Genomic DNA, 25,238 nt, shown 5'->3' on the forward strand with positions numbered 1-25,238 from the left:
GTCGATGCCTTAATACGAACTATGATGGACCAATATGAAGCGCCACGCTGCTGATAGAGAAACACGACGGATTGAGGCGCTCGAGAGCTACAATGTTCTCGATACACCCAGAGAAAAAGATTTTGACGACATCGCAGCATTGGCAGCACAAATCTGTCAAACACCAATTGGCGTTGTGAATCTTATTGCGAGAGATAGGCAATTCTTCAAAGCCGAAGTGGGCTTAGGAGTTCGCGAGACGCCCCTTGCAAGTTCATTTTGTGCGAAAGCGATACTCGAGCAAGATTTTCTGCTGGTTCCAGATGCAACCTTGGATCACAGATTTAATTGTAACCCTCTTGTAGTTGGCGAACCCTTCATCCGGTTTTATGCCGGGGCTCTTCTTAAGTCTGACAACGGCTATCCGATTGGAACGCTTTGCGTATTGGGCCACGAACCGAAGATGCTGACCAGTGAGCAACAATTTGCTCTAAATGTCTTAGCCAACCAAGCCATCGCGCAACTCGAACTGCGTAAACGCATTCAAGATCTTTCATATGACCTTTCTGTTGAGCGTCGTCTTTCCTCAAAAAGGAAGGCACGCGTCGCTAGTATCGACGCAAAGAACGAACAGTTGAAAGAAAACGAAGTTCGAAATGCAACAGCGCAGGCTGCAGGTGGGATTGGCATATTTGAGGTGGATACGCGAACAAATACCATCACCGTGTCGGACGAGTTTTGTCGAATTTTTGGCGTGGGCACCAATCAGACCTATGAAGCCACGTTCTTCGAGAATTTAGTATTAGACGAAGATCGCGATCAGGCATCAAGTGTTCAAAGTAGGAACGATGCAACAGCACATCTTGCTGTCGAATATCGTATTCGAAGGCCCTCAGATCAGAGAATTAGGTGGATAGCGCGCCGAGCTCAGTTTCTGCCAGATGATGAAGGCAAATCATCAAAAATGGTTGGCGTTGCAATCGACATAACTGATGCGAAGCGCAAGGATGCACGGGTTGCCGCATTGCTGGCGCTCGGAGATCGCCTGAGCGTTGCTGATACCATGCAAGATATCTGTCAGATTGCCTCCGAGGTTTTGCATGAGGGCTTGGGTGTTGACCGTTCTGGTTACGCAACAATCAGTCAGAGCGAGCAGAGCTTTAAAATCGAGTATGAACACTCCCTGCCGATGAAGAGGTCTCTTGCTGGAACTCATTCGACCGCCGATTTCGCAAGAACAATTGCTCGTCTTTCAGAAGGAAAATTAATCACCGTTTCCGACGTTAGTACTGATCCATTTCTGAACGGCGAATCTGCCAGCTACATTGATTCCGGCATACGGTCTTTCATCAAAGCGCCTTTACTAAAAAACGGCGCACTGGTTGGCGTTCTGTTTACACATGAGGAGAAGCCTCGTTTTTGGAGCAAAGCTGAGCTTGATTTTGTAGCTGGCGTTACTGACCGCACATATGCTGCAGTCGCAAAACTTAATGCGGAAGCTGAACAGCGCGTCCTAAATACTGAACTAAGCCATCGGCTTAAAAATACATTGTCTATCGTTCATGCATTGATTGGCCAAACACTTAGAAATGTTTCTGAGAGGGATGCAGTCAACGCACTAACCGGACGAATACAGGCATTGGGGAGCGCACACGAGCTGCTGTTGCAACAGTCATGGTCGTCAGCGCAGTTGCATCAAGTGATAGAACAAGCAATGAAACTTCACTCGGATGGCGACCGTATTTTTCTGCATGGTCCAACAACTGAACTTGGTCCCAAAGCGGGTCTTTCTATAGCACTGCTTTTGCATGAGCTGGGCACTAATGCGCTCAAATATGGAGCACTGTCGAATGAATCCGGACAGGTTCACATTTCATGGATGATCATCGATAAAGATAAAGAACAACCTGAGCTTCAACTTCGCTGGGAAGAAAAATTCGGCCCAATCGTCTCGGAGCCCCAAAGCAGGGGCTTTGGTTCTAGACTAATCAAGATGGGGTTGAATGGAACCGGTAACGTTGAACTACTCTATAAGCCGACGGGCTTGCTGGCGACTTTTTCCGCCCCGTTGGCCATGATTATGCGGCATGATGATTAAGACAATACAAATAGGACCGCTGAGCGAAAAGTCTGCACCGTTAAACTGCAAGTCAATTTCCTGCCTAACGAAAGTCTAATACTGCCAGACCTCGAAACGTTGGTATTCTATGAGCAAGCTCAGTGCCTTGGCTCGGTACCGGGAGCTCAGTAGGCGCAACTGCGCACTTCGCGAGCCATGAAATGATGGATGATTACACCTCAGATTTTCGGTGATGCCACTGAGTGCGAAAGGAATGAACTCTGTTTGGTGCCATCAATTGAGAAACTCAAAAAATCTATTCGCTTCAGGTGCCAATTTTTTTGCATATCCATCGAATACTTCAACCAAATGCTTTGATCATTCGCGGTATACTTCAGCAATCGAGGCCCTGCACGATTTCATCGTGCAGAGGAAACGACTGATTTGCTTGAGACCCCGTTTTATCCTCACCGAAGTCAACACTGTGTTTCAACTCCTGCAATACTTCACCGCAATCAAAATTTCTAATGACGGCGCATAGATTGATGAAATGCGATCCAATTCTCAGTTCCGTCCGGCTGGATATTGGGGGGGGGAGCATGTGAACAACCAGAACTGAGAACAAACGAGCTCGAGAGGGATTTCGCACATTCTGTTTGTCTTTAAAGCGGCATAAGTAGCTCGTCAGATAATTCCACCACGCAGTCCAAGCCTAAAAAACTACCTAAAAATATAATTTAAAATCAATAGAGCGGATGTATCGCACAATTTTCACGTGCACAACCTGGTTGATCTTTGGTAAAACGCAAAATAGCAGTTGACGGAATATTTCAATTTAACACATTTTGTTTCCATGTGGTCAGATAATGAAACAAACATAGATTACCTCAATTACACAGAACTCGCAGAATTAATCTGCGACATTGTAACCGACGATACGTTATTCCCTCTTTCTGTCGGCGTTTACGGTGGGTGGGGTGCGGGGAAATCCAGCGTATTAAGGCTCGTTGAAGAGACATTATCCACGCGGGATGACACTATCGTCGTCGAATTCGATGCCTGGCTTTACCAAGGTTATGACGAAGCGAAGTCAGCTTTGATGACAGTTATCGCATCCAAGTTACTGACGACCGCGCCTCAAAGCCTGAAAGACAAGGCTATCGGTCTAGTAAAGCGAACGAATAAACTGCGATTATTAGGACTGGGACTCGACGCCGGACTTATGGCCGCCGGAGTACCGAGCTTCGGTCTAGCGACAAAGGGGCTGGAATCATTGGGTAATGTATTCAATGGCGATGCCAACATAGAAGACAGTGCCAATATTAAGGCTGCGCTAACCGACGTTAAGCACAGAGCAGACGGACTGATAGCTGCAAAAGAAGTCAAATCTGCTCCGGAGGAAATAGCCGCTTTTAAAGAAGAATTTAGCGACCTTCTTCATTCGATGGAAAAGCGCTTAGTGGTCTTTGTTGACAATCTTGATCGCTGCCTACCCGAAAATGCGATCAAAAGCCTTGAAGCCATGAGGCTTTTCCTTTCAATGCACAATACAGCTTTCATCGTGGCTGCGGATGTGGATATCATCAGGCATGCGGTCTCCACTCACTTCAAGGGCGCATCGCCCAGACACGTCGTTGATTACCTGGACAAGTTGATACAATTCCCTGTAGCTGTGCCGAAGCTTGGAATGCGAGAAGTACTAGCATTTTTGTGTATGCTGATCGCGAGCCGCTCAGGTGCTGAAACTGCGGCCATCGAAGAACTTAGATGTTACCTTATTAAAAACATTCAGGATTCTTGGCAAGATACGCACAAAATCGAACAAAAAGACGTGTTGGCTATCTTGGGAGCAAACGACGCTGCTCTTTCTGCGCAAATTGACACTGCGTTCCGGATAGCACCAATTTTGGCACATTCAACTGCAGTGAGCGGAAACCCACGACTCATAAAACGAATGATGAATATCGTCAGGATGCGTCACGCGACAGCCAAGCGCCGTCAAATGGAACTTGATGAAGTAATTATTACGAAGCTAGCTCTATTTGAAAGATGCACCGACGAAGCGGCATTCAAAGAGTTGCTGACGATAATCAACGATGCTGGAAACGGTAAGCCCTCGCTGTTTGCAAAGGACAGCGATGAGCGAACTACGCTGCCAGAAGCAATAGAGAAATACAGGATATTCTTTGATGAATGGATCGACCTGAGCCCATCTTTGAATGGAATTGATCTCAGACCAGCCATTTACTTGGCAAGAGAGACACTCCCATTACAAATACAGTCCAAAGCGTTATCAGCAACTTCGGTCAATGTAGTCAAAGAACTGCTCAAAATACCTAGCTTGACGTCCAAAGCGGCACAGACGGAAATCGCAAAGATACCGTCCGAGGAAGTCTCGGAGGTTATGCAGGAACTCGTTGTTTCGTTGCGTCAGAACAGCGACTGGTCAAAAAAAAGAAACGATATAAACGGCTCAATTCTATTGGCGACCGCAAAGCCCGAGTGCGCTGCTGTTCTTCTGAGTTTCACAAGTCAAATAGCTAATCCAGCTCCATGGCTGGCACAAGTACTAAAGGGCATCAAAAGTTGAGGGGATCATGGGGACATCAGCATCATCGCGCGGCACAAATGGCGCACAACCACTAGTGCCATCGTGGGCAGACGATCAGCCCAACGTTAAACTTCCAATTCCAGAACATCAACGTTTTCGGGCATTTAGGACTACCTTTGGCAAGGCAGTAGCAAACGGTGGTGATAAAAGTGATATTAAGAAAGCGCTCGGCCACTATGCCCGGACCGCAACTGGCGGGAATTCTGTAGGTCCGCGACGTTTCGGGAATATTTATACAGCTGGCGGTAGCTTATACTCTGCATTGCAGAGCCTCGCTGGTAGCGGGTCTTTACCCGATTTTAGCTCGAATAACTTCGTTGGCAAACCGCTCGATCAGTTATCGCAGGCATTGGGCGAATTGCTTTCAGGTGACACGCCTGATGCTGACAGGATCAATGTTGCCGTACAGGAGGCTGTTGCCAATGTGTTGGATATTGAGAATGATTTCGATCCTGCTCAATTAACGGGTGATGCCATCAACGCCATCCTTTCGGAATTCCTGGCATTATCTGTTTTTCAATCAATAGTCGAAGAAGTCGGCGGTGCGTGGGATCGATCCGATGACGTAAAAAAAACGGCTGACTGCGAGAGTAATCTGCTCGATCTGATCAGGGCTATCGTGGATACAACGCTACATAATAAATTCAAGGCGGGTTCTCATCCCTACAGCCAGGACAGCATTAAAAAATTTATGCGCGAGACGGTAAAATCAGTCTGGACCGAGTGGGAGAGCTATCAATGACCGCGAACAGATTTAATTTTCACACTGATGACCTTCCAAACTCCGTACTCAGCAAAGATGGAACCTACGATATCCAACTTTTCGGAACGACGAAGATCGATGGCACTGCTCATATAGGAAATACTGTAGCAGATCAGGTTCAGCGGCTTAGTGCGAATACGTCAACCGTTGCCTTTGACCTTCTCGCTATAGCGCTTGCTGTAACCGCTGCAGATTCCTTCACGCCGAGAGAGATAAACGGGCAAAATGGCTGGGCGCGAACATTCGAATTGAATATTCCACTAGCGAAGCCTGTCGTCTGGCAACCTGTGCGGCCCAAGCTTGAAAAATTGCTGAATTTCCTTAGCGGAGATAACTGGTCCCTCACTCTTCGGGGCGGAGGAAGAAACTGCCCAGCTGCTGTTCAAACAAATAAGAAAAGAAAGGCGAATCTCGCAGGAGTAACTAGCGTTAGCTTATTCTCAGGCGGACTCGATAGCTGGATTGGTGTTAATGAGCTACTCCGCGACGGCGAAGTCCCTATTCTAATCAGTCATGCCTACACAGGAGACAAAGGCTACCAAAATCGGCTCTTTAAAACTTTCTCCAAGCGAGCCGAACGTTTTGCCGTTAATGCCAGCCCCATGAGGCGCTTTAAAGGCAATGATACTACGATGCGAACTCGAAGCTTTAACTTCGTCGCATTCGCAGCGGTCGCGGCAGAAGCCATTGCTCAACTCAATTCTGCTAATAACCGCGTACCAATTTATGTGCCAGAGAATGGATTTATTGCATTGAATGCACCGCTCACATCACGAAGAGTTGGTTCATTGAGCACACGAACAACGCATCCACATTACCTTCAGCAGATGCAGGATGTTTTCGACTTGGTCGATATTCGTGCTGAAATTCGCAATCCCTACAGGCATTCCACCAAAGGTCGAATGTTGAAGGATTACGGTTTAAATACTCAAGATGCGGCCACCGCGATGGGCACTGTGTCGTGCGGAAAATGGAAAAGAAAGAATAAGCAATGTGGCCACTGCGTCCCTTGTGTTATTCGACGTGCGGCATTCTTCGCCGCTGGTATTGATGATAAGACGGAATACAGCTACTCACTGCACCAAGTCATGAACAGTGATAACATTCATCTAAAAGACGACCTGATGTCGATGGCGTACGCCGTTCAGCAGAAATCGGATGCAGAGCTTAAAATTTTGGCGATGTCGAGCGGGCCACTGCCTTTGGATCTGGGAGAAAGAGACGGCTGGTTTGACGTACATAAAAAGGGATTATATGAGGTCGCAAACTATCTGCGGTCGGAAAAAATAATAAGTTGATTGATTTTCATTGCCACTTAGACCTTTTGAAAGAGCCTCATCGAGCAGCCAGTGCAATCGATGAGGCAGGTGTTTATATGCTGTCTGTAACAACGACACCTAAAGCATTCCTGAAGACAGCGGCCTTAGCGAAAGACTACAAAAGGATAAAGACGGCTCTCGGCTTACACCCCGAGCTCGCCCACCTTAGACAGACGGAACTCTCACTTTTTGATCGTCTTGTTTCCGAGACAAGGTACGTAGGTGAGATCGGATTAGATGGTAGCAGCGACTTCAAAATGCACTTTGACACCCAAATGCATGTATTCCGTCATATTTTGAACTCGTGCAAAAAAGCAGGCGGCCGAATTCTTTCAATACACAGTCGGAATGCTGCTAAACCCGTTCTAGACACGCTGGAAGATAACCCAGGTTTTGGCATTCCGGTCCTACACTGGTTTTCTGGTAGTCACGCTCAATTGCAACGGGCAATTGCGATGGACTGCTGGTTTTCTGTTGGTAGACCAATGTTACAGTCGAACAAAGGGAAGGAACTTGTTAGCCAAATGCCTGTGAATCGCGTGCTAACTGAGACGGATGCCCCATTCACTTCTCCTAAATCTAACCTTTATCCGATGGATCATATTCAAGCCACGGTTGCAGGGTTGTCCGCGCTGTGGACTATGCCTTTTGAACACGTAAACAGACAGCTTGCAAGCAACCTGCGATCTCTAGTGACAAAAAATTTTGGTAATTGATACATCAACCTCATCGCAGATACTACACGCATTTTTTACTTCTATGCCGACTAAAAAATAACTTTGAGACAAACCGTTATCTTCTTGCAATCAGCAAGTATTAAGAGCCAATAATCACGGCCACAAACCTCACGAGCTTGCAGCGTTCTACCAACTGAACACCTCTAACACCTGTGCGGCATTCGTTTCTGGGATTATGCAGTGAAATCTTTTCAGAGAAAGACGTTTTTTAGCATTGCGCCGGCGATCCATTGACCTGACTCTGAATTCATATTGATAACTTTCTGAGGTTTCTATGGATCGTGATGATCTCAACACTAAACTGAAATCTATGAACAACAGTCTTTTGAGACAGGCTTATCCAGAGTTAAAATTTCAAATCGAATTTTACGGACCTCTGGTATACAAAAGCTCAGACCTTACATTAATTAAAAGGTTCGAAACGATTTGCCAACGAGCAAAGAATGGGTTCGATTTCGAAGAAATACATGGCAGATGGTCACTGTTAAAATTAGATCATCCAGTGACCATCGAACTAAAAAAAATGGGCTTTTATAAGCGCTTAACGCAATAAATTTTCTTGCTCTGCCGCAATTTCAGCCTCATTGGCTGTGATAGCGTCCTCAACCGACATGGTATTCATTAAAATACGCGACAATCCTCGCCCTGCCAGAAGGATCCGGTGAAGTCGCCCACCTCGAAACACCCCCACTGCCACATATCCCGTGGGAAGTATGAGACCTGGTATCCATCCTAGGCATTCTTCCACATCTTCCTTTAATTCGAATTTTTCCTCAAATAGTAAGAATTCTCCTGTCAGTGGCAATTCCAACGTCAGATCGAGCTGCTCGTCCTTAAATACCTTAACCAGAATGATTTCATTAGTGGCGTCAGCTATTGTTTCGATTTCAACACGCATGAATTTTCTCCTCTGCGAACGCATTTATTCGGAAATCGATAACGATTGTTTTAAGTCGTGTATATGCGGGTACTTACTATTGGAAGAGCGACGTGGTATTTCAGTCGTAATGTGTTGGTGTGTGAAGAGAAATGAGTAACAAAGGTATTGCAATAAAATCTATAGTTAATTCGAATTTAGATATTGCATAAAAATTAAAATGCTGCCATATGCAGCCCCCTGAGCCAAACGCTCAAGCAACAGGATAATATCAACGTGATACGTAAACCGACCAACCAGTGGAGCACAAACAAAGCCTAGCGTGGCGTCGGTTTAGTACCCGATGCTCGAAAGCATCGGCTTATCCTTGTGTTCCCCAACCGTAAGAAATTTGGCCATCGTGGCCGATTAATCTTTCAGGGGACAGCCATGAATTTTTCTCGTCAAGTATCTCGAAACATCAGTCTTAAACGTGCTGGTCTAGGCTTCATCGCCGACGCTCAGGAAGCACGCATCGGCTCTGTGCTAGACACGGACAGTGACGGCAGGGTTATTGCTGCGAGGTGGGTTATATGAAGCTCCAGTATGTGATCTCAAATCGTCTGCTAATCCGTATTGGCAAGAACCCACGACTGGTAACGCCACTCGTCGGCCTGCTCTAAAAAACAACAAAACAGCTCGTGGCTTCACGTCTTTCAGAGGCATCGTAGTCTATCACGAGAGCGAATTGGAGCATCGTGTCTCCACTTTGCTTCAGGCGAGGACTGATTTAGTTGAACTGCACTCTCAGTACCCTGTGATGTCATACGTCGACGCAAACAACGTCGCGCGGACGCACACCTTTGACTATTTTGCCGTCTTAAACTCCGGAAGGCGTGTGGCAATCGCAGTCAAAGAGTTCAAGAAGAAACGAGAAATGTCGGTCTTACTGGACCAGATTAGGGAGTCCGGATTACTGGCCCGATGCGATAATGATGAGTTTAAGCCAAGTTTGGTTGACGACGTAATACTCATTACCGACGTTGATGCCAACATGGACGCGTACCTTAATGCGACTGACATTTTGAGGGCACGCGACTTCTATAACCAAGCGGATCACACCGAGTTACAGATCATGATCCGAGATTTTCCTGGACGGTTTCGATTTGGGGAATTGTTCCGAAATTACTCGAACCACGCTCGCCGGTGGACAGCCGCGTGGGCTCTCATTGAACATGGAAACATCAGGCCTGTTGAGCCTGGCAGGATCAGCGAGGTCACTTGGATGACAGTGGCTCGCTAGGTCTTCTGCACGCTGAAAACTTAGAGAGGAATTGTCATGTACGCCTTGAATTCACAGCCAGCTGTCTTCAAACGACCAATGGTCAAGTTGTGCTCGAAGGACCGCTTGCAGCTAAATGGTAGAGACTGGATTCCGGTCACTATGAATGCCGACGGCTGGCATCTGAGAAGCGAAGACGCAACTGGTCGGGAACTCTTCGTCAGTCACGAGGAGATCCACAATGATCTTTCAGCAAAGCGTGGTGCCGTAAAGTACGGTTATCATGAGATTGAGCAACAGAAGTTCCGAGCTGTCTTTGGTGACAAACAATTTTCAGACTTTTCAAACGACGCGCAGTTGCTTGCGCTTCTTCGTGAAAAACTCATCAAGAAATATGATGAAGCTTATCCAGAACAAAAGCGGAGACGTTGGAACCACGATGAACTTTCGAAGAAACTTAGGGGCTGGTACTTTGAGATTCAGGACGATCTTGCTCCAAAAGGAAAACGGGCGGATCAAGCAACGAGCGTAGCTTACTATTCCACGCCATCAGTTAAAACCTTTTGGCGCGACTACAATAAGTATTACGATGGTGGCTGCGACGTGCTGGCGCTTGTTCAACGCCATCATGGCCCAGGAGTACATCTTCGCTCAATCGATCCAGATTCCATGGCGTTTGCTCATAAGGAAGCTGAGCGATACATGGAGCGTACTCGACCGACCATATCCCATTTATACCGTCAGTATCTCGCAGCCCTTGCTGTGAGGAACGCGTCGGAAGAACGACCGTTGGTAAAAGTTTCGCGCTGGAAATTTTCAAAAATCATCGACAAATTTGACGAATTTGCGAAGGTTGCAGGTCGTCATGGCGAAGCCCAAGCTAGGAAGAAGTTTTCTTCAATTAAGCAATCATTTGATGTTCAAGCGCCTGGAGACCGCATTGAAATCGATTTCTGGAATGTCGATCTGGTATCGCTGCTGAGTCAGACGGGTATGTGGAAACTTTTGCCAGAAGCGTATCGCGCACAATTGGGCAGCATTCGTGTTTGGTTTGTGGCCGCAATTGATGTGGCTACCCGCTACGTCTTGGCACTTAAACCTAGCACATCGGCTAATTCAATGAATGCGATTGAAGCCATCAGGATGATAATGATGGACAAGACATTTATCTCGGATCAGCTCGGTTGTGCTACGCCATGGATCGGTCGTCTTCGCCCTCGATGCGTCTATAGTGATAACGGAAGTGAGTTCGTTAGTTCTCGTACTCAGGAAGTACTTCGTAATGCTAAGATTGCTTTTGTTCAACCACCAGCTGGCCGTCCGCAATCGCGTCCGTTCATTGAACGACTGTTCCGATCCATTGGACCAATGGTTGCGCAGGAGTTCGATGGCCGTACATTTGGTTCAATTGCTGAGAAGGGTGATTACAATCCTGAAGCCCATCTTAGTCTCCAAACCGACGAACTCATTAAACTTTTAACGATTGCTGTTTGTGACATCTATCACCGTGCGCCACACTCAGGACTTGGGGGGCGTTCTCCTCACGATGTTTGGGTTCAGAAAACCCAAACATATCCAATCAATTTCCCTCCGAACGATGAAGAGATGCTTCATATTTTCGGTGAGAAAATTGTTCGACGCATTTCGACCAACGGCGTCACTTTTATGGGAATCCCATATCGGAACGAAGAGCTGGCACGTCTTTACTCCAAAGAAGGCCAGGTGGAATTCGAAGTAAAATATGATCCCGCAGATCTCCGTGCAATTGCCGTTAGGAATCCGAAGAAAGGTTGGTTTCGCGTTGAGAACACGATCAAATTAGATGAGTGCGTGTCATTAGAAGAATGGATCTCAGCACGCCAGAAATTGCGGATCGCAAATGCCAAAGAGTCAGAGTCTGGTCTGGACGCCATGTATGTAGCACTGAGATTTATGCGTGAGTCAGGTGAAACGGCCAGACTGCGTGCAAGACTTAATCCACGAGCACTTGAACCTAAACAAATCGACACACTTGAGAGTGAACTGTGCGGTAGTTGGGTCGCGCAATTCAAAGAAAACACCAAAACGCTAGGCCATCCAGTCTCAGTGCCGAGCGACATTTTGGTGACCTCGGCAGCTGAATCGATTGCGGACTATCACTCTAATCCACGCAAATGGGAGGTCGGTGCAAAGGAAAGTCCAACGACGCGCATGGCCGAAGTGTGGTCTCGTAAGGACGATGGCGAATTCCATGCTGGAGCTAAAGTATCCAGCAAAGACTATTATGATGAATTTTAACTCGGGGAACAAAGCAAATGGCAGACGAAAAACTGAAGGAAATCAAAAAGCAGATCTATGGTACGTACCTCGAAAGCCCTCGTGACAAGAGATTACACGGGATGCTCCGCTCCTTGGTTGACAATGTCGATGATCATCTGAACGGAGGCGCAGGTTCAAGACAAACGGCGTTATTCGTAATCGGCAAATCAGGTAGTGGCAAAACCCATTCTTTGAAACACCATTGTGGTCGCATCGCGGAGTTTCAGCCGCGAGAAAATCAATATGGCGAGATCATTACTCCCCTTCTCAGAATTGAGGCTCCAAGCTCATCAACCATGAAGGGGTTCGCTATCACGCTTCTTTCAGCAATGGGACTACCTGCTAATCCCAAACAAACGGAAACGCAGCTGTTTTCGGCGGTGAAATCACAGCTCAAAGCGCGAGGAATTCTTTATCTGCATGTGGATGAGGCCCAACATCTCATTCGTCATGACAGTCAAAAGGCTATCACTGAAGTTCAGGACGGTCTGAAGAGTCTGATGCAGATCGCCGATTGGCCATTACATACAATTTTCTCTGGCGTTCCAGATTTAGCAAAGCTTTTGGCAAACGACCTTCAGCTCGCCAATCGCAGCAAGATTATCCGTTACATCGAACAGTCGGCCGATGATGACCGCGAATTTATCAATAAAGCTATGACGACAGTCGGGGAGGAAATTTGTGGTCTTAAAATTTCAGAGGAACTGCGCGAACCGGATTTTCTTGGGCGGCTCTGTCACTCATCACAGGGCGGCCTCGGCAAGATCCTTGAGACAATTCAAGCAGCCTGTATCCTAAGCGTGAAGAACGACAAGCCCATCCTAGAAACGCGCGCATTCGCATTCCTCTATCAGGAATCGAGCGGGTGTCTGCCAGAACACAATATTTTCTCAGCCAATCGCTGGTCTGACATTTCACCAGAACACGTTCTTGCCGATCTTCCGGCTGCCATCGAACCTAAGAAACGGGAAAGGATTAAAAAATGACACTGCCAGTAACCCTTTCCTTCCACGACGATGAGAGCCCTATCAGTCTAGTATCTCGTTTGGCGCGCGCGAACAGCTATGACACAATGCAATCATTGCTCGATTTCACACCAACAAACCGCGAAGCCATCATGCGTGGAGATCTCGATGCATTGCAGGAAATTTCCGAGCTTTCCGGAATTCCGGTTGCACGCTTAGCCTCTGCCAGTATTGTTAATCAAAAGCCTGGATCAAACTGGAAGCTTGGCTATGCCATCTTTAACAAGGAGATGCGCCCTGGGACCACTTTGCGATACTGTCCGCACTGTGTTCTCAATGATATGGCGACGGGCGTAGGGCGTCCAGTTTCGCGATCATATGCACGCTCTTGGTGGTCTTGCCGTGGCATCGAAGGTTGTCGGGAACATGGTTGCAGATTGATCGAAATTGCACTCGACACACTCCTAGAACGCGACGATTTCGCCACTTATGTGGCATCGAATATTGGTCAAATTCGCGCTGATGTAAAAGTTGGTGAACCGAGTTCTTCCCCTCTCCTCGACCAGTTCTTGTTGGATAGCATTTACAATCCTAATCGCGCTGTCGGTTTAATTTATTCCATTGATGCACATATCGTTTCAGAACTCTCAACTTATCTGGGAAAATTTATCCAAATCAATAAATTGACAGAGTGGCAGGACGAAGCCACCCATCCACGCGAGTGGGGTTTTGTTCTCCTAAGCAGAGGAAAGTCAGAACTTGAACGTGTTCTGACCGAAACCATCGATAAAACAAGGCCGATGGTGCGAAACATCGAAAAGTTCTTTGGTCCGCTTATCGATTGGCTTCGTCGTAATCGGTCAAAAGCTGCCTACCGCGATGTGGTTTCGCTTTTCCAAGCAATTGGTGAAAGGCGCATGCCATTTGGTCCGGGCATGACATTCATCAATCCAATCGAAGAACGTCACATGTATTGTGTTAACTCGGCCCACTTAGAGTTTAAAATTCACAAAAAGAGACTGAAATTTCTGCTGCTCTCAAATGGCCTAATCGACAGGCAACATCTCCACGATTCCTCTATTTATTTTGATGCAGCTAAAGCCCGACCAATCATTGAGAATGCACTTGAGAATGTGACATCAAATATTGCGGCAGAAATTCTCGGCGTGGAAGAAGGAAAATTTCGTGTTCTAGTTAAATCGGGGATTGTGGCGCTAGGTGAAGAACGCGAGCAGGAACGGGGATATCTCCGCGTCCAGCAACTTGATTTAGATGAATTTCAGGCGAGGTTGCTTCAAAATGCAACGTCAGTGGATCAAGAAGACGAAGAATGGATGCCGCTTATGGAGTTTGCCCAAACCAACCAAATGGCTCTCGAAAAAATTCTCCCGCTGATCATTGAAGGCGTCGTAAGCGTTCGTGTTCTCCCGGTACAAGCCGGACTATTGGCTAGATTACGTGTTAACAAATCCGAAGTTAGGAGAGTGCGCTTACAACGTAAGGCAAATTCAGAAGAAGATTTCGTAACATTTAATGAGGCGATTAAGCTACTGGGTAGCTCCGAAGTCACGCTGACGCAGCTTCTCAAAAAAGGTTTCGTGAAGGAGAAGAATTATAACAGGTCCGCCAGACAACCTCGTTTAATCATTCAGAGATCCATTCAGGAATTCAAAGAGAAGCATATTTCACTCTTGGATTTTTGTCAGCAAGTTGATCAAAACCGCGCTGGGATGAAAAAACGATTGGCGAACCTCGGCGTTATTCCTCTCTTCGATGATAATAAATTTGTGGCTAGTTATTACGAATTATCTGAACTGAAAAATCGAGGCGCTTTTAGTCTGACTGCACTTTAACAATAAAAAAATGAATGATCCAAAGCCCGTTTATCGGGCTTTTTTCATGCCCTTATCACAAAAAGGACAAATCAAATGCAGCGAAATGACCATACCTTTGTGAAGGCACGCTAAAAAAGCCAATAAAATCAACGATAATATAGTCGAAAAAGACAAACCTATGCGGAATCTACATAAATTGTAAAAGACGCATTGGTTTGTCCTCCTGCGCCTTGGTGTGGGCATTTCGTTGCGTTTGGTTTGTCTTCTTGGGAGAATCCGCCAATTTCAGCTGATTTGGAGAGAAGCCAAATAGCGTACCTAGTCCTGGTGCCTTGACCCGCGTGTTCGCTCGTTCTCCCGCCTGCGCAACAGAGTTCTCGCTCCAATCAAATTGAAAAGCTTCACCCGCGCGGAAAATCCGCGGAATGAAAGTTCCGCGCCCGCTTGTGTGCTGCTCATGTTGGCGATCTGCACGCAGCGTTGTTTACGCGAATTGCCTGCTTCGATTTTTAGCCATGATGCAAGCTTGTCTGCATACCGAGGCGACATTTTCTTTAAAATTATTGCGTGAAAGACCAGTTCACCATGCAAGCGCGAATCGATAGCTCATCCCGCGAAACATTCGGCGAATGATGTTAAAAACTCCCATGGGGATCTCTGCGTTGTCCTGTGCTGCGCAAAACAGTTGAGAGATTGTCACATGGCTCAATTCTCAATGAAAATCACCCGCAATTCCGGTTCATTTCGCGGTGAAAATCAACAATCTAATTTTGCGGCGAACGGAGTAGACAGAACTCCTCGCCCCGAAAGCGAAGGGCAACATAGCTACATTGGTTCATATGATCGATCAAACAGGCTTGCTCCGGAGTTGACATTTCTTCCATCGTGCAGCGCTCTTCCGCACATATCTGACTATAAACCTGACCCGTAGGAACATGTGCGACAAAAAGCGAAGTGTTCGGCCCCTGCGGATTGAGGGATTCATATGCAGCTATCAATCTCTCGAAAGTCGCGCGATCCTCCCCCACGGGGTCGAGGTTGATCCCCATCTCGCCAACCTCACTGACCATTTTCATGTAGCGCAGATGTTCTGTTTCCGAACAAACGAGTTGATTAGCCGTCGCGGGGATCGAATACGTCAAGATAAGCGCACTAAGTATAAACTTCATCTTCTGCATCATTTATATTTCCGCCCGTGCCAGAACGCCACAAAAAATCGTTTTATTCGTTTGTCTTGCCATCTTTCTTGACGCTCCATTCTCCAGTATCTGCGACATCTTCAGCCGTTTTAGCCGCCGCTTCAGGGAAAGTCACTCTTAACGATAAACGGCAGCGAGGGGCCAAAAGCGGAATGTCGGGTTTAGTTGAATAGCTCTGGACAGCGGTGTCAGGTGTTTGCTGGTTAGATCAAAATACCAATCAACAGCATGCTTTTCTCCAGATTTCGGCGAAAGCACCGGTCTGAGATTATGCGTTTTTTTGGCTTCGCGTTGGGAATGCTTGTGGCTTCAATCTAATTTGCTGAACGCGCTTACCTCAGGCCATGAATCACCACTTCACATTGAGACCTATATTGCCTTCCCAAATGCGATTGCGCTCACCTCCAAGGTTGGTGGTATAATCGGCTGTCGCATAGATGTTTATCTTCTCGGTCAAGTCGAGTGTCAAGCCACCACCAACTTCCAGTGAAGTACCTTTAAGGTTTGTTACAATCGCATCGCCACCAAATAAAACTGCCTGCTCTGACGAGAAGTTCTGCCAGAGGTTGGCTTTCAGATAAGGGCGCAGCTTGCCTATTGAGGTATCTTCGGTTCCCTGTAGCCGCATGCCAATGCGTCCAGTCCAGGCATTGTCTGAATCAAACGATACTGAGGAATATTGATCGGCCTTATCATCAAGTGAGAAGCTCTGCCAGATAAGCTGCGCCTGTGGTTCCAGCGTCCAGGTTTCGCTCAGTGCAATCGGATAGCCACCTTCCAGTGAAGCCGTTACGCTGTGGCCATCGACATCAATGCTCTGTCCTGCGTCAGAGCTCGCACCTCCACCATACCATGTGCCCATAAGAACAGCATCGAGATACCAGCCTTGCGGACCGATATGCGTCCAATAGCCACCAAAGCTCGTCCCGGTGACTTCCAAATCACCGACAGCCAGATTATTCCAGCCCAGAGCCTGACCTGTCAGATTCCCTGTCATACGGGCATATCCGAAGAACAGTCCAAAGCGATCAGAATGGCCACTATCCGTTTCACGACCCCAAAGGTCCTGACCAGCCTGAATTCCGAACAGCTTGCCGTCAATACCTGGTGTAACGGTGCCTCTCCACGTCACATCAATATCCTGCCCGATAAGCCGCGCCCAGGTGGAAGGCAGATAACCACCGCTCCTAAGCAGATCCTGCTCGCCACGGCGCTCATGAAATGTTCCAAGGGAAGTTAGCGCCAGATGATGTGCTACAGGCGGCAAGGCAGAATAGACTGGAACCTCTGTGCGATAGAGCGGGACAACATCACCCTCCACGCGGGTGGCACCCGGTGATGGGGGAACCGCACCTTCAAAGCCGACTTGTGGCGTTTCTGTTTGTCCTGTCGAAGTCCCAGGCGGGTTGGCAGCCTCAGCAGGCGGCGGGGCGGGTGGCGCTTCAGGTTGCTGCGAGTTTTCGGTGACCGGGTCGGAGGTATCCTCCGGATCAGGGTCATTTGGATCAACTGGCAAAATAGCTGGCGGTTGTTCCAATTCTGGTGGCGGTGCAGAAGTGTCGGGCGCTTCAGGCGTCAGGTTTTCCTCAGGGAGTGTAGGTGCTGGTTGAGTACCGCTTAGCAGCGCCGAACGCAGATACCAGTTTTCATTGCTATTTGCGGAAATGCCACCTTTAAAAAGGTAATATTCATAGGCTCCGGCAGCCACTCTTCCGTTAAGCGAGAACGCAGTGTTCGTCGTCGTCGCTCCATTAAGCGCCTGCACAACCATGATACCATCAGATGCAGTAAAGGCACCTGTGCCGCTTACATTGTTAACAACGATGACGGTGGAGCCGAAAGCGCTGCCTGTGTCTATAATCAGCTTATCAGATGGGGATGCATCGGCACCCAACACGGTATCGACAAACAACAGGCCGTTCTGACCGGTATAATTGCCCCTGATTGTGAATGTATCGCTGGTATTCTGCCCACCATTGGTCAGATCAATACGGCCAGCATTAAAAACCGTGGCAAGCTGGCTTGGCGAAAACGCATTAATTACGCTTTGTGCAGATCCACCATAAATGGTGCTTGCAGCATCGATATTGAGCGTGCCCGTTCCGGTGCCAACATCTCCTAAAGTCAGGCTGGTATCGAATGTAAGGCGCGTGTCATTGGTAAGATTGATCGTTTCCCAACTATCGAACCGGTCAACCTTTCCCGTTTTGACATTGTCAAATGTCAAAACATCGAAGCCTTCGCCGCCTGTCAGGCGTTTCGTCGCTCCCATATTGGCATCTGTCAGATTGGTAAGCACTGCCCTGTCATTGTCAGGGCCCATATCGATATTACCATAGACAATACCACCACTGTTCCAGTTGAACTGGTCTTCGCCAAAACTTAAAAGAATATCACCAGCCACCGTGCCACCAGTGATCGTCACGATATCGGTTCCACCGCTGACACTGATATTGCCACCTATCATGCCATTTGAAACAATGATTGTGTCATTGCCGAAACCTGCAACAAGATTACGATCAATAGTGCCGCCAGACATATTAAAGTAATTGTTGTCGAGTTTCATGTTGACGCGGCCGATGCGGCCGCCGGTCATCACTGCATAATCACCATCATCAAAAGCATCGACAATCCTGCCGCCAGACATAAAGAATGTGTCGAGCGCATCACCCTGATTAAGTGATCCTATCTCACCACCCGTCATAATAAAATCGTCGATGCCAGCACCTTGCTGAATATTCCCGGTAACCGTACCACCAGAAATCAAAAAGACATCTGCGCCATCGCCCTGTATGACATTGCCTGCTATCGCGCCTGAATGAACCTCAATACGATCCGTCCCCGCACCGAATGTCACATTACCGTTGACTGTTCCGCTGCCACCGGGAGGCAGAAGCAATGTATTATTGCCATTTGTGTCCGTCAGACCACCAATAGATATCCCGCTGTCGCATATATAGGTGTCATTTCCAATGGTGGGAGAGAATGAACAGGCTGCAACTGCTGTATCTGGCCGCAATATTGCAGCGCCCATCGAAATCAGCGCAGTACTGGAAAGAAAAAGTACAACAGACGATATACGCGAGCAAAGCTGCATGGAGGCCCCTCATTACATGCTGAAATCAATAGTGGAGTGATTTTCCTTTCAAGAGGAAAGGTTTGAAGAACAAATAATCAAGGATAGAGCCCTAGCTGTAAAACACCAAAAAGCTCTTGTTAAATGTTGCGCTGTGATAATTCACGGCTCTATCGAGATTAGCTTACCTCGTACGCGGAATAGCCTCAAGGGTTTCTTCGTTCTAATCCAGGCCGTGCGCCGTTTCAACATCCTAAGAAGCATGGGATCGCCATAAGTTAAAATGCCACAAAATGCGGGAACGAGTTCACATACCTCGGTTCAAAAGCGACCGCGTGTCGTCACGACCACCTGTAAGCAAATGATATTCGGTTTATGTCCGATTTCGACGCTGGGCGGAACAGGGCGTATGGGATGCTCTTTTGGAAACACTCATCGAATTGGGCTGTACTGATGACTGGCAACATATGATCGACAGCACGACTATTCGCGGACATTCTGAGGCGGCAGGCCCGAAAGGGGGACTTATAAGGAGGCTTTTGGTCGATCACGCGGCGGCTTTACGACAAAGGTCCACGCCCGAACAGACGGTCAGGGACGCCCTCTTGGCTTCATCCTCACAGGCGGAGAGGCTTCGGATTACAATGCTGTTGAAGACTTGATGGCCATTTCTGTAAAAAAGCCCAGACTGTTGCTCGCCGATGAAGGTTATGATGGCGATAACGTTCGGAACGCTCTTCTGTGCAGTGGGATCAAGCCCGTTATTTCGCCCAAAGCGAACCGGAAAAACCCTCCAGCTTGCGACTTCCAGGCCTACAAGGGTCGCAACAGGATCGAGCGTATGTTCAATAGATTAAAGCAATTTTGTCGCATTGCCACTCGGTATGACAAAACCAGAAAATCTTTCGAGGCATTCCTGGCCATCGCCGCCGTCAAAATATGGCTGCCAAACTTTGTCGACACAGCCTAGGGTTTCGAGAACCTAAGTTCACGATACATTTTGAATCTTTCAAATCGGCGTTTTTACGCACGATAACGAGGAGACTTATTCGTGAATAGCTTGAATTATCTCAATGAAATGATCGATCTTCTTTAGAACTTACTCGAATACTTGAAAAGCCTGCGGGACGGCAATGAGCCGAATAGCAAGATTTTCAACAATAGTCCCGTGCTCAACGACTGGAGTCACACAACGCGATCCACGGCTTGTCTGGAAGGGGTGGTTCAGGAGCACCGCATTCATTGCTTGCTGGTAGGCACTGCATGTGGTGGCGGCTGGCTTTGGCTCTACCGTCCGAACTATAGTGGCCGTTAACAACAACCTGCCGATCGCAGTGTAAAATTTCAACTATATTGAAATTATCTAGTAATATATCATAGATATAAAGATTATATTTCGAAAATTAAAAAATATGCGCTAACGATAGAGATGAATTTCCAATAAATTTAATCGAACATTTAATATTGTTTACCAAAATTACTTAATGAAAATTATTCCCATAAACCTGATAAGCTCTAAGATAAAAAGGCGAGCCCTGAGGCTCGCCTTAGAATATTAGAGGTATCGGCTTCTTTCGCGCTCAATTTCCTCTGGCGTATAAGGCTCTGCTTTGGGATCAAATCGTTGCCATCCTTCCTGTGTGTACACTTCGCGCCTTGCAGCAAGATCAACACGCGAAGTCCCGGCCAGAATGGCATCCGCTTCAGCAGCGCGTTCTTCGGGAACACGAGCGGTAACCAATGAGCCACCGCGACGGACGCTCTCTGCATACACGTGAGCATCTTCTTCGGAAACACCCGACTCGGTGAGTGCGCCAATCAGTCCACCGGCTACACCGCCAACCACTGCGCCACCTACAGCGCCAGCCAATGTAGCAGCCAGCCAACCTGCAGCAACAACAGGCCCTACACCCGGAATTGCCATAATCCCAAGGCCAGTTAACAAGCCACCAGCACCCCCGATGGCAGCACCCACTCCGGCGCCTACGCCAGCGCCCGTTCCGGCATTGCTTTCGTCTTCGCGATGATGAGAGACAATGGAAATATCATCAGATGGAAAGCCAGCTGCTTCCAGTCGATTCACGGCATCTTTCGCTGCGTCATAATTATCGAAAAGTCCGGTAACAGTTTTCATTTCGCGCTCCAATAAAAAATTGTTTGAAAGAATAATGCGTCTCTAAATTGAGATTACATCGCCTTGGTGGTTACATTGCCCTGATAATCGAGCTGCACCTGAACCTTGTCAGATCCCTTCATCGCGGACGCATTCCAGATGCCGTCTTCACCAAGCTTGAGGTCGGCAACGCCGCTAAAGCCTGCTTCTTCAATTCGAGATTTTGCCTGATCTTCGGTAAAGCTATTTTCACCTTTAACAGGTGCGTCAGGATTATTATTGCTCGGCGTGCTTACCGCTGGTGTTTCTGGAGATGTTGATCCAGTATCTGGCGCAGCAGTCTGAGCGAAGGCAACAGAAGGCGCAAGGAAACATGCGCTGATAAGCGCTATCGTACTGATTTTCATGACATTTCTCCGTTTTAGCGAACTTAACGTTCGGATATTAAAAGAACGCACGAATGTCGTATCAGTTCCAAATTCGAAGCATTTATATGAAGTATTTCTTATGAAGTTCACATCTCAAACAGGTTATGATTGATAACGGCTCTCATAAAAACGATCACGAAAACCGCCAACTCAAAATCAATAAATTCCGTGCATCACGGCGTCGTAATGATCTTCTATTGCCAACGTGCAACTACATGATTTTTTACGCAATGCAGCATCATCCTGAATGGTGACAACACCGCGACGAGTGGTAATTACACCTTCAGCCCGAAGCTGTCCGATCGTCCGTGTAACAAAGGTTCTGCCCACACCAAGCATTTGCGACAATTGGTCATGTGTAAGCTCGAAATGATCAGAATTGGTTCGCGCTGACGCAGCGAGCAACCATTTGGCCGTGCGCTGGGTAATGGTGTGCGTAGCATTACACGCGGCCGTCTGAAAGACCTGCGCCATCAGACAGTCCGAGTAACGCGCAAACCAATGACGCAACGCAATAGACTCCATTTTGATCTGCTCAAGCGCTGCCGTTTTAATTCTATAAAAGCGACCAGGGTTGCGTACAATTGCTGTCGCATAGGCTGGAAGACTACCATTCGAAACGATGCCACCAACAGCCCCTTCCCTACCTATTAAGGCAATTTCAACGGCACTGTTGTCGTCATCTACCCACCGTTGAAAACTTGCCATAGCGGGTCCGCAAGGAAACCACGTATGGATCACATCATCCCCAGCCTTGTGCAAAATGGTAAGGGCATCGAGATCAAATGAAATGGTATGTGGAACCAACTTCTTTCTGTCATCCTCAGTGAGCATCATCAGAAGCAGGTTATCTGAGAAATCTTGTATAGATTGAATACTCATTGAAAACGTTTCCTTTTTTCATTCAGGAATTGTCCAAAAGTGGACAGACGATTTATGTCCGCTATGTTACTTTTAGACATAGCGAATATAGCAGATTGGAATTCGGGTTTGCTGATCCCTGACACTTCATGTGACGCCGACCATTAAACTTATCGGTAATTTGCAAAGGGTTAATTATCACCCTTTCTGCGTTTGTCGTCATGACAAACACTCAACTGATCTGCCTTTGTGAGAAAGTACGCCATTTATAATGTCCATATCAGACCCGGTTAACCTGACAAATTGCGACCGCGAACCTATTCATATTCCAGGCTCAATACAGTCGCATGGTGCCATGCTTGTGATTGATCCAATTAGCCAACGGTTGCTTTATGCGTCTGCGAATGTTTCGTTACTAACGGGATACAAGGGCGATTTGATCCCTGGCACTGAAATTTCTTTGATAACCGGCGAAAAAAATGCGCATGATTTTCGCAATGCTGCCGCTAAAGCACGCGATCCTGGACTGTCGTCCATTCTAATCGGACTACGTTTTCCGGGCCGATCAACGCTGTTCGATGCTATCGTACATTCATACGAAGGCAAAACCTTTGTGGAATTCGAACCCAGTCCTGATCGTGGTCAGACTGCAAGACAATCGCTTGATCTTACCCGCTCCGTCATCCACAGACTTGGACGAGAAGAAAGTGTTGATCGCGCCGCGACAGCTGCGGCGCGTCTTATGCGTGCAATGCTCGGCTATGATCGGGTCATGGTTTATCGCTTTCTACATAACGGCGCTGGCCATGTTATCGCCGAGGCAAAATCATCAGCTTTAACGAGTTTCATGGGGCAACATTTCCCTGCGAGCGATATTCCTATTCAAGCACGCAGGCTTTACGTCAATAATACAATTCGAATGATTTCGGACACGACATCGAGCCCGATTGCACTGACCCCGCCCTTGGGGTTGGGCGAAAAGCCGGTTGATATGTCATTCGCGCAACTGCGAAGCGTTTCGCCGATTCATTGTCAGTATCTCAGCAATATGGGTGTAGCGGCTTCCCTTTCTATTTCCGTAATTGTCGATGGCGAACTTTGGGGTTTGATTGCATGTCATCACGACACGCCAAAAGTAACTCCTCTGCCACTTCGTATCGGCGCTGAATTATTTGGGCAGTATTTTTCACTGCATATTGCCGCTTGTGAACGCCGTGCAACGCTTCAAGCCGCAGCAGATGCCAGAACAAAACTGGACGCAATCGTATCGCGGCTGGGCGTGAATAGTTCCATGCGCGAAGATCTCATCGGACAATTGCCTGAATTTGCACAACTGGTTTCCAGCCATGGCGCAGCTATATGGATGAATGAGCGGTGGTTTCAAACCGGCGACACTTTGGATCAGGCATCAACACTGCGTCTTTTAAAGACAGCCAGACAGCAAGCAGCAGGCAACATATGGTCAACCTCTGAAATAAGAAATTTTCTTCCCGAACAGCCCAGCAATGTTGCCGGAATTCTGGCAATTCCCCTGTCGGTTACTTTTGGTGAATATCTCATTTTATATCGTAATGAAGAGGCACATCAGATCGAGTGGGCTGGCGAACCAACAAAGATCGTTGTGAACACACCATTCGGCGAACGCCTTACGCCGCGCGGCAGTTTCGAAACGTGGCGTGAAGAGGTAAAAGGCCTTTCGACTCCATGGACCACGATTGATCTCTCTGTCGGCCGTGCGATAGCAACTTATTTGCGTGACGTTATTCTTCGACAAAGTGAGATTTCAGAAAAAGAGCGCATCCGTACAGAACAACGCCGCCGTATTTTGAATGCGGAACTTAATCATCGTGTTAAGAATATTCTTTCGCTGGTAAAATCCATCGCCAAACAAACAGGCATGGGCGCTAAAAATGTCGAGGATTATGCCGTAACGCTGGAGGGACGTCTTCGCGCACTTGCGAGCGCACATGATCAGTCTCTTGACGCCACAAAGAGCGGTCTGGTTAAAACACTCATAGAGAGTGAAGCGAACCTATATCGCGACAATACCGGTTCAGACCGGGTTACACTGGAAGGTTCGCATCTCAGCCTCAATCAACGCGCCTATAGTGTTCTGTCGTTGGTCATGCATGAAATGATGACCAATGCAGCGAAATATGGCGCGCTTTCGACAAGCGAAGGTCGATTAAATATCAGCTGGGGACTGGAAGCGAATGGAGAATGCAAGATCAGCTGGAAAGAAAGTGGCGGTCCGATCGTCGTGCAGCCAACCAGCACCGGCTTTGGAACAAAGTTGATTAAGAGCTCTTTTGAATATGACCTTCGCGGTAAAGTGCATATCGAGCATCAATCCAATGGTTTATACGCAACATTTCAGATCCCGGCAGCATGTGTGAGTTCAGAGGAACTTATATCGATCGAAAACCACACGACATTTGCATCCATACCACCACAGTTAAATGGCACGTCCATTCTTGTCGTAGAAGATCAAAGCCTTATTGCAATGGATGTTGAAGACACGCTGCGTGGAATGGGCGCACAGGACATAAGGCTTGTAAGCGATGCAGAAGAGGCTATGACCGCTCTCACAACGTTTCATCCTCAAATCGCTATTCTGGATTTCAACCTTGGATCTGTAACATCTGAGACCGTGGCGGAGCATCTTTCAGAACGCGGAATTCCGTTCATATTCATGACGGGATACAGTGATCAGACTTCTATTCCGGAACGCTTTCGACATATCGGAGTTGTACGCAAACCAATCGATATTGCATCGCTCAGCGTAAAGCTGACATCAGCAATTAGATAATCAGAGCTTATCCTGAAAGGTGCAGAGCGGCTTTACAAGAAATACTCA

The 25,238-nt window shown here is 47.5% G+C and carries 15 protein-coding genes and 2 pseudogenes; 10 read left to right on the forward strand and 7 right to left on the reverse strand.

The window, feature by feature from the left end:
- Positions 1-34: 34 nt before the first annotated feature.
- From CEV31_RS16025 to qatD, 5 genes are all read left to right on the forward strand, one after another.
- The gene (locus tag CEV31_RS16025) at positions 35-2,077 is read left to right on the forward strand and encodes an HWE histidine kinase domain-containing protein (protein WP_094508283.1); all 2,043 of its coding nucleotides are present in this window, start codon (positions 35-37) and stop codon (positions 2,075-2,077) included.
- A 778-nt stretch (positions 2,078-2,855) separates the two neighbouring features.
- Positions 2,856-4,628: a KAP family P-loop NTPase fold protein gene (locus CEV31_RS16030; RefSeq protein ID WP_143850970.1), complete on the forward strand. Its 1,773-nt coding sequence runs from the start codon at positions 2,856-2,858 to the stop codon at positions 4,626-4,628.
- 7 nt (positions 4,629-4,635) lie between these two features.
- The gene (locus tag CEV31_RS16035; protein WP_143850971.1) at positions 4,636-5,391 is read left to right on the forward strand and encodes a hypothetical protein; all 756 of its coding nucleotides are present in this window, start codon (positions 4,636-4,638) and stop codon (positions 5,389-5,391) included.
- Entirely contained in the window at positions 5,388-6,710 is a 1,323-nt protein-coding gene (gene qatC, locus CEV31_RS16040) for a Qat anti-phage system QueC-like protein QatC (RefSeq protein WP_094508289.1), read from the forward strand. The genes CEV31_RS16035 and qatC overlap by 4 nt, the downstream gene beginning before the upstream one ends.
- Positions 6,707-7,447: a Qat anti-phage system TatD family nuclease QatD gene (gene qatD, locus CEV31_RS16045; protein WP_094508291.1), complete on the forward strand. Its 741-nt coding sequence runs from the start codon at positions 6,707-6,709 to the stop codon at positions 7,445-7,447. The genes qatC and qatD overlap by 4 nt, the downstream gene beginning before the upstream one ends.
- Before the next feature lie 562 nt (positions 7,448-8,009).
- Here qatD and CEV31_RS16055 read toward each other — a convergent pair.
- A complete protein-coding gene (locus CEV31_RS16055) occupies positions 8,010-8,366 on the reverse strand; it encodes a hypothetical protein (protein WP_094508295.1) in 357 nt (118 codons plus the stop codon).
- Positions 8,367-9,663: 1,297 nt separating this feature from the next.
- Here CEV31_RS16055 and CEV31_RS16065 point away from each other — a divergent pair.
- The 3 genes from CEV31_RS16065 to CEV31_RS16075 are packed head-to-tail and all read left to right on the forward strand — an operon-like array spanning position 9,664 to position 14,722.
- Positions 9,664-11,883: a Mu transposase C-terminal domain-containing protein gene (locus CEV31_RS16065; protein ID WP_094508299.1), complete on the forward strand. Its 2,220-nt coding sequence runs from the start codon at positions 9,664-9,666 to the stop codon at positions 11,881-11,883.
- 17 nt (positions 11,884-11,900) lie between these two features.
- The gene (locus tag CEV31_RS16070) at positions 11,901-12,890 is read left to right on the forward strand and encodes an ATP-binding protein (protein WP_094508301.1); all 990 of its coding nucleotides are present in this window, start codon (positions 11,901-11,903) and stop codon (positions 12,888-12,890) included.
- Positions 12,887-14,722, forward strand: a complete 1,836-nt coding sequence (locus CEV31_RS16075; RefSeq protein ID WP_094508303.1) for a TniQ family protein — start codon at positions 12,887-12,889, stop codon at positions 14,720-14,722. The genes CEV31_RS16070 and CEV31_RS16075 overlap by 4 nt, the downstream gene beginning before the upstream one ends.
- 316 nt (positions 14,723-15,038) lie before the next feature.
- Here CEV31_RS16075 and CEV31_RS21330 read toward each other — a convergent pair.
- The 3 genes and pseudogenes from CEV31_RS21330 to CEV31_RS16085 form a co-directional block, all read right to left on the reverse strand.
- Positions 15,039-15,241 (reverse strand): annotated as a pseudogene (locus CEV31_RS21330) (IS21 family transposase); the annotation flags it as partial.
- 227 nt (positions 15,242-15,468) lie between these two features.
- Complete coding sequence (locus CEV31_RS16080) at positions 15,469-15,885, reverse strand: hypothetical protein (RefSeq protein WP_094508305.1); 417 nt, start codon at positions 15,883-15,885, stop codon at positions 15,469-15,471.
- Between the two features lie 367 nt (positions 15,886-16,252).
- A complete protein-coding gene (locus tag CEV31_RS16085; protein WP_094508307.1) occupies positions 16,253-19,000 on the reverse strand; it encodes an autotransporter family protein in 2,748 nt (915 codons plus the stop codon).
- A gap of 347 nt (positions 19,001-19,347) precedes the next feature.
- Here CEV31_RS16085 and CEV31_RS21650 point away from each other — a divergent pair.
- Positions 19,348-19,949, forward strand: a pseudogene (locus CEV31_RS21650) (IS5 family transposase); the annotation flags it as partial.
- 585 nt (positions 19,950-20,534) lie between these two features.
- Here the strand turns inward: CEV31_RS21650 and CEV31_RS16095 are convergent.
- From CEV31_RS16095 to CEV31_RS16105, 3 genes are all read right to left on the reverse strand, one after another.
- Positions 20,535-21,113 (reverse strand): general stress protein, encoded by a 579-nt coding sequence (locus CEV31_RS16095; RefSeq protein WP_094508309.1) that lies wholly within the window; start codon positions 21,111-21,113, stop codon positions 20,535-20,537.
- A gap of 53 nt (positions 21,114-21,166) precedes the next feature.
- Complete coding sequence (locus tag CEV31_RS16100) at positions 21,167-21,499, reverse strand: hypothetical protein (RefSeq protein WP_094508311.1); 333 nt, start codon at positions 21,497-21,499, stop codon at positions 21,167-21,169.
- A 177-nt stretch (positions 21,500-21,676) separates the two neighbouring features.
- Positions 21,677-22,402 carry a Crp/Fnr family transcriptional regulator gene (locus tag CEV31_RS16105; protein ID WP_094508313.1) on the reverse strand — a complete coding sequence of 242 codons (726 nt, stop codon included), beginning with the start codon at positions 22,400-22,402 and terminating at the stop codon, positions 21,677-21,679.
- 250 nt (positions 22,403-22,652) lie between these two features.
- Between CEV31_RS16105 and CEV31_RS16110 the strand changes: the two genes are divergently transcribed.
- Positions 22,653-25,190: an HWE histidine kinase domain-containing protein gene (locus CEV31_RS16110; protein ID WP_094508315.1), complete on the forward strand. Its 2,538-nt coding sequence runs from the start codon at positions 22,653-22,655 to the stop codon at positions 25,188-25,190.
- Positions 25,191-25,238 lie beyond the last annotated feature (48 nt).

Source organism: Brucella thiophenivorans (genome assembly GCF_002252445.1).
Lineage (GTDB): Bacteria > Pseudomonadota > Alphaproteobacteria > Rhizobiales > Rhizobiaceae > Brucella > Brucella thiophenivorans.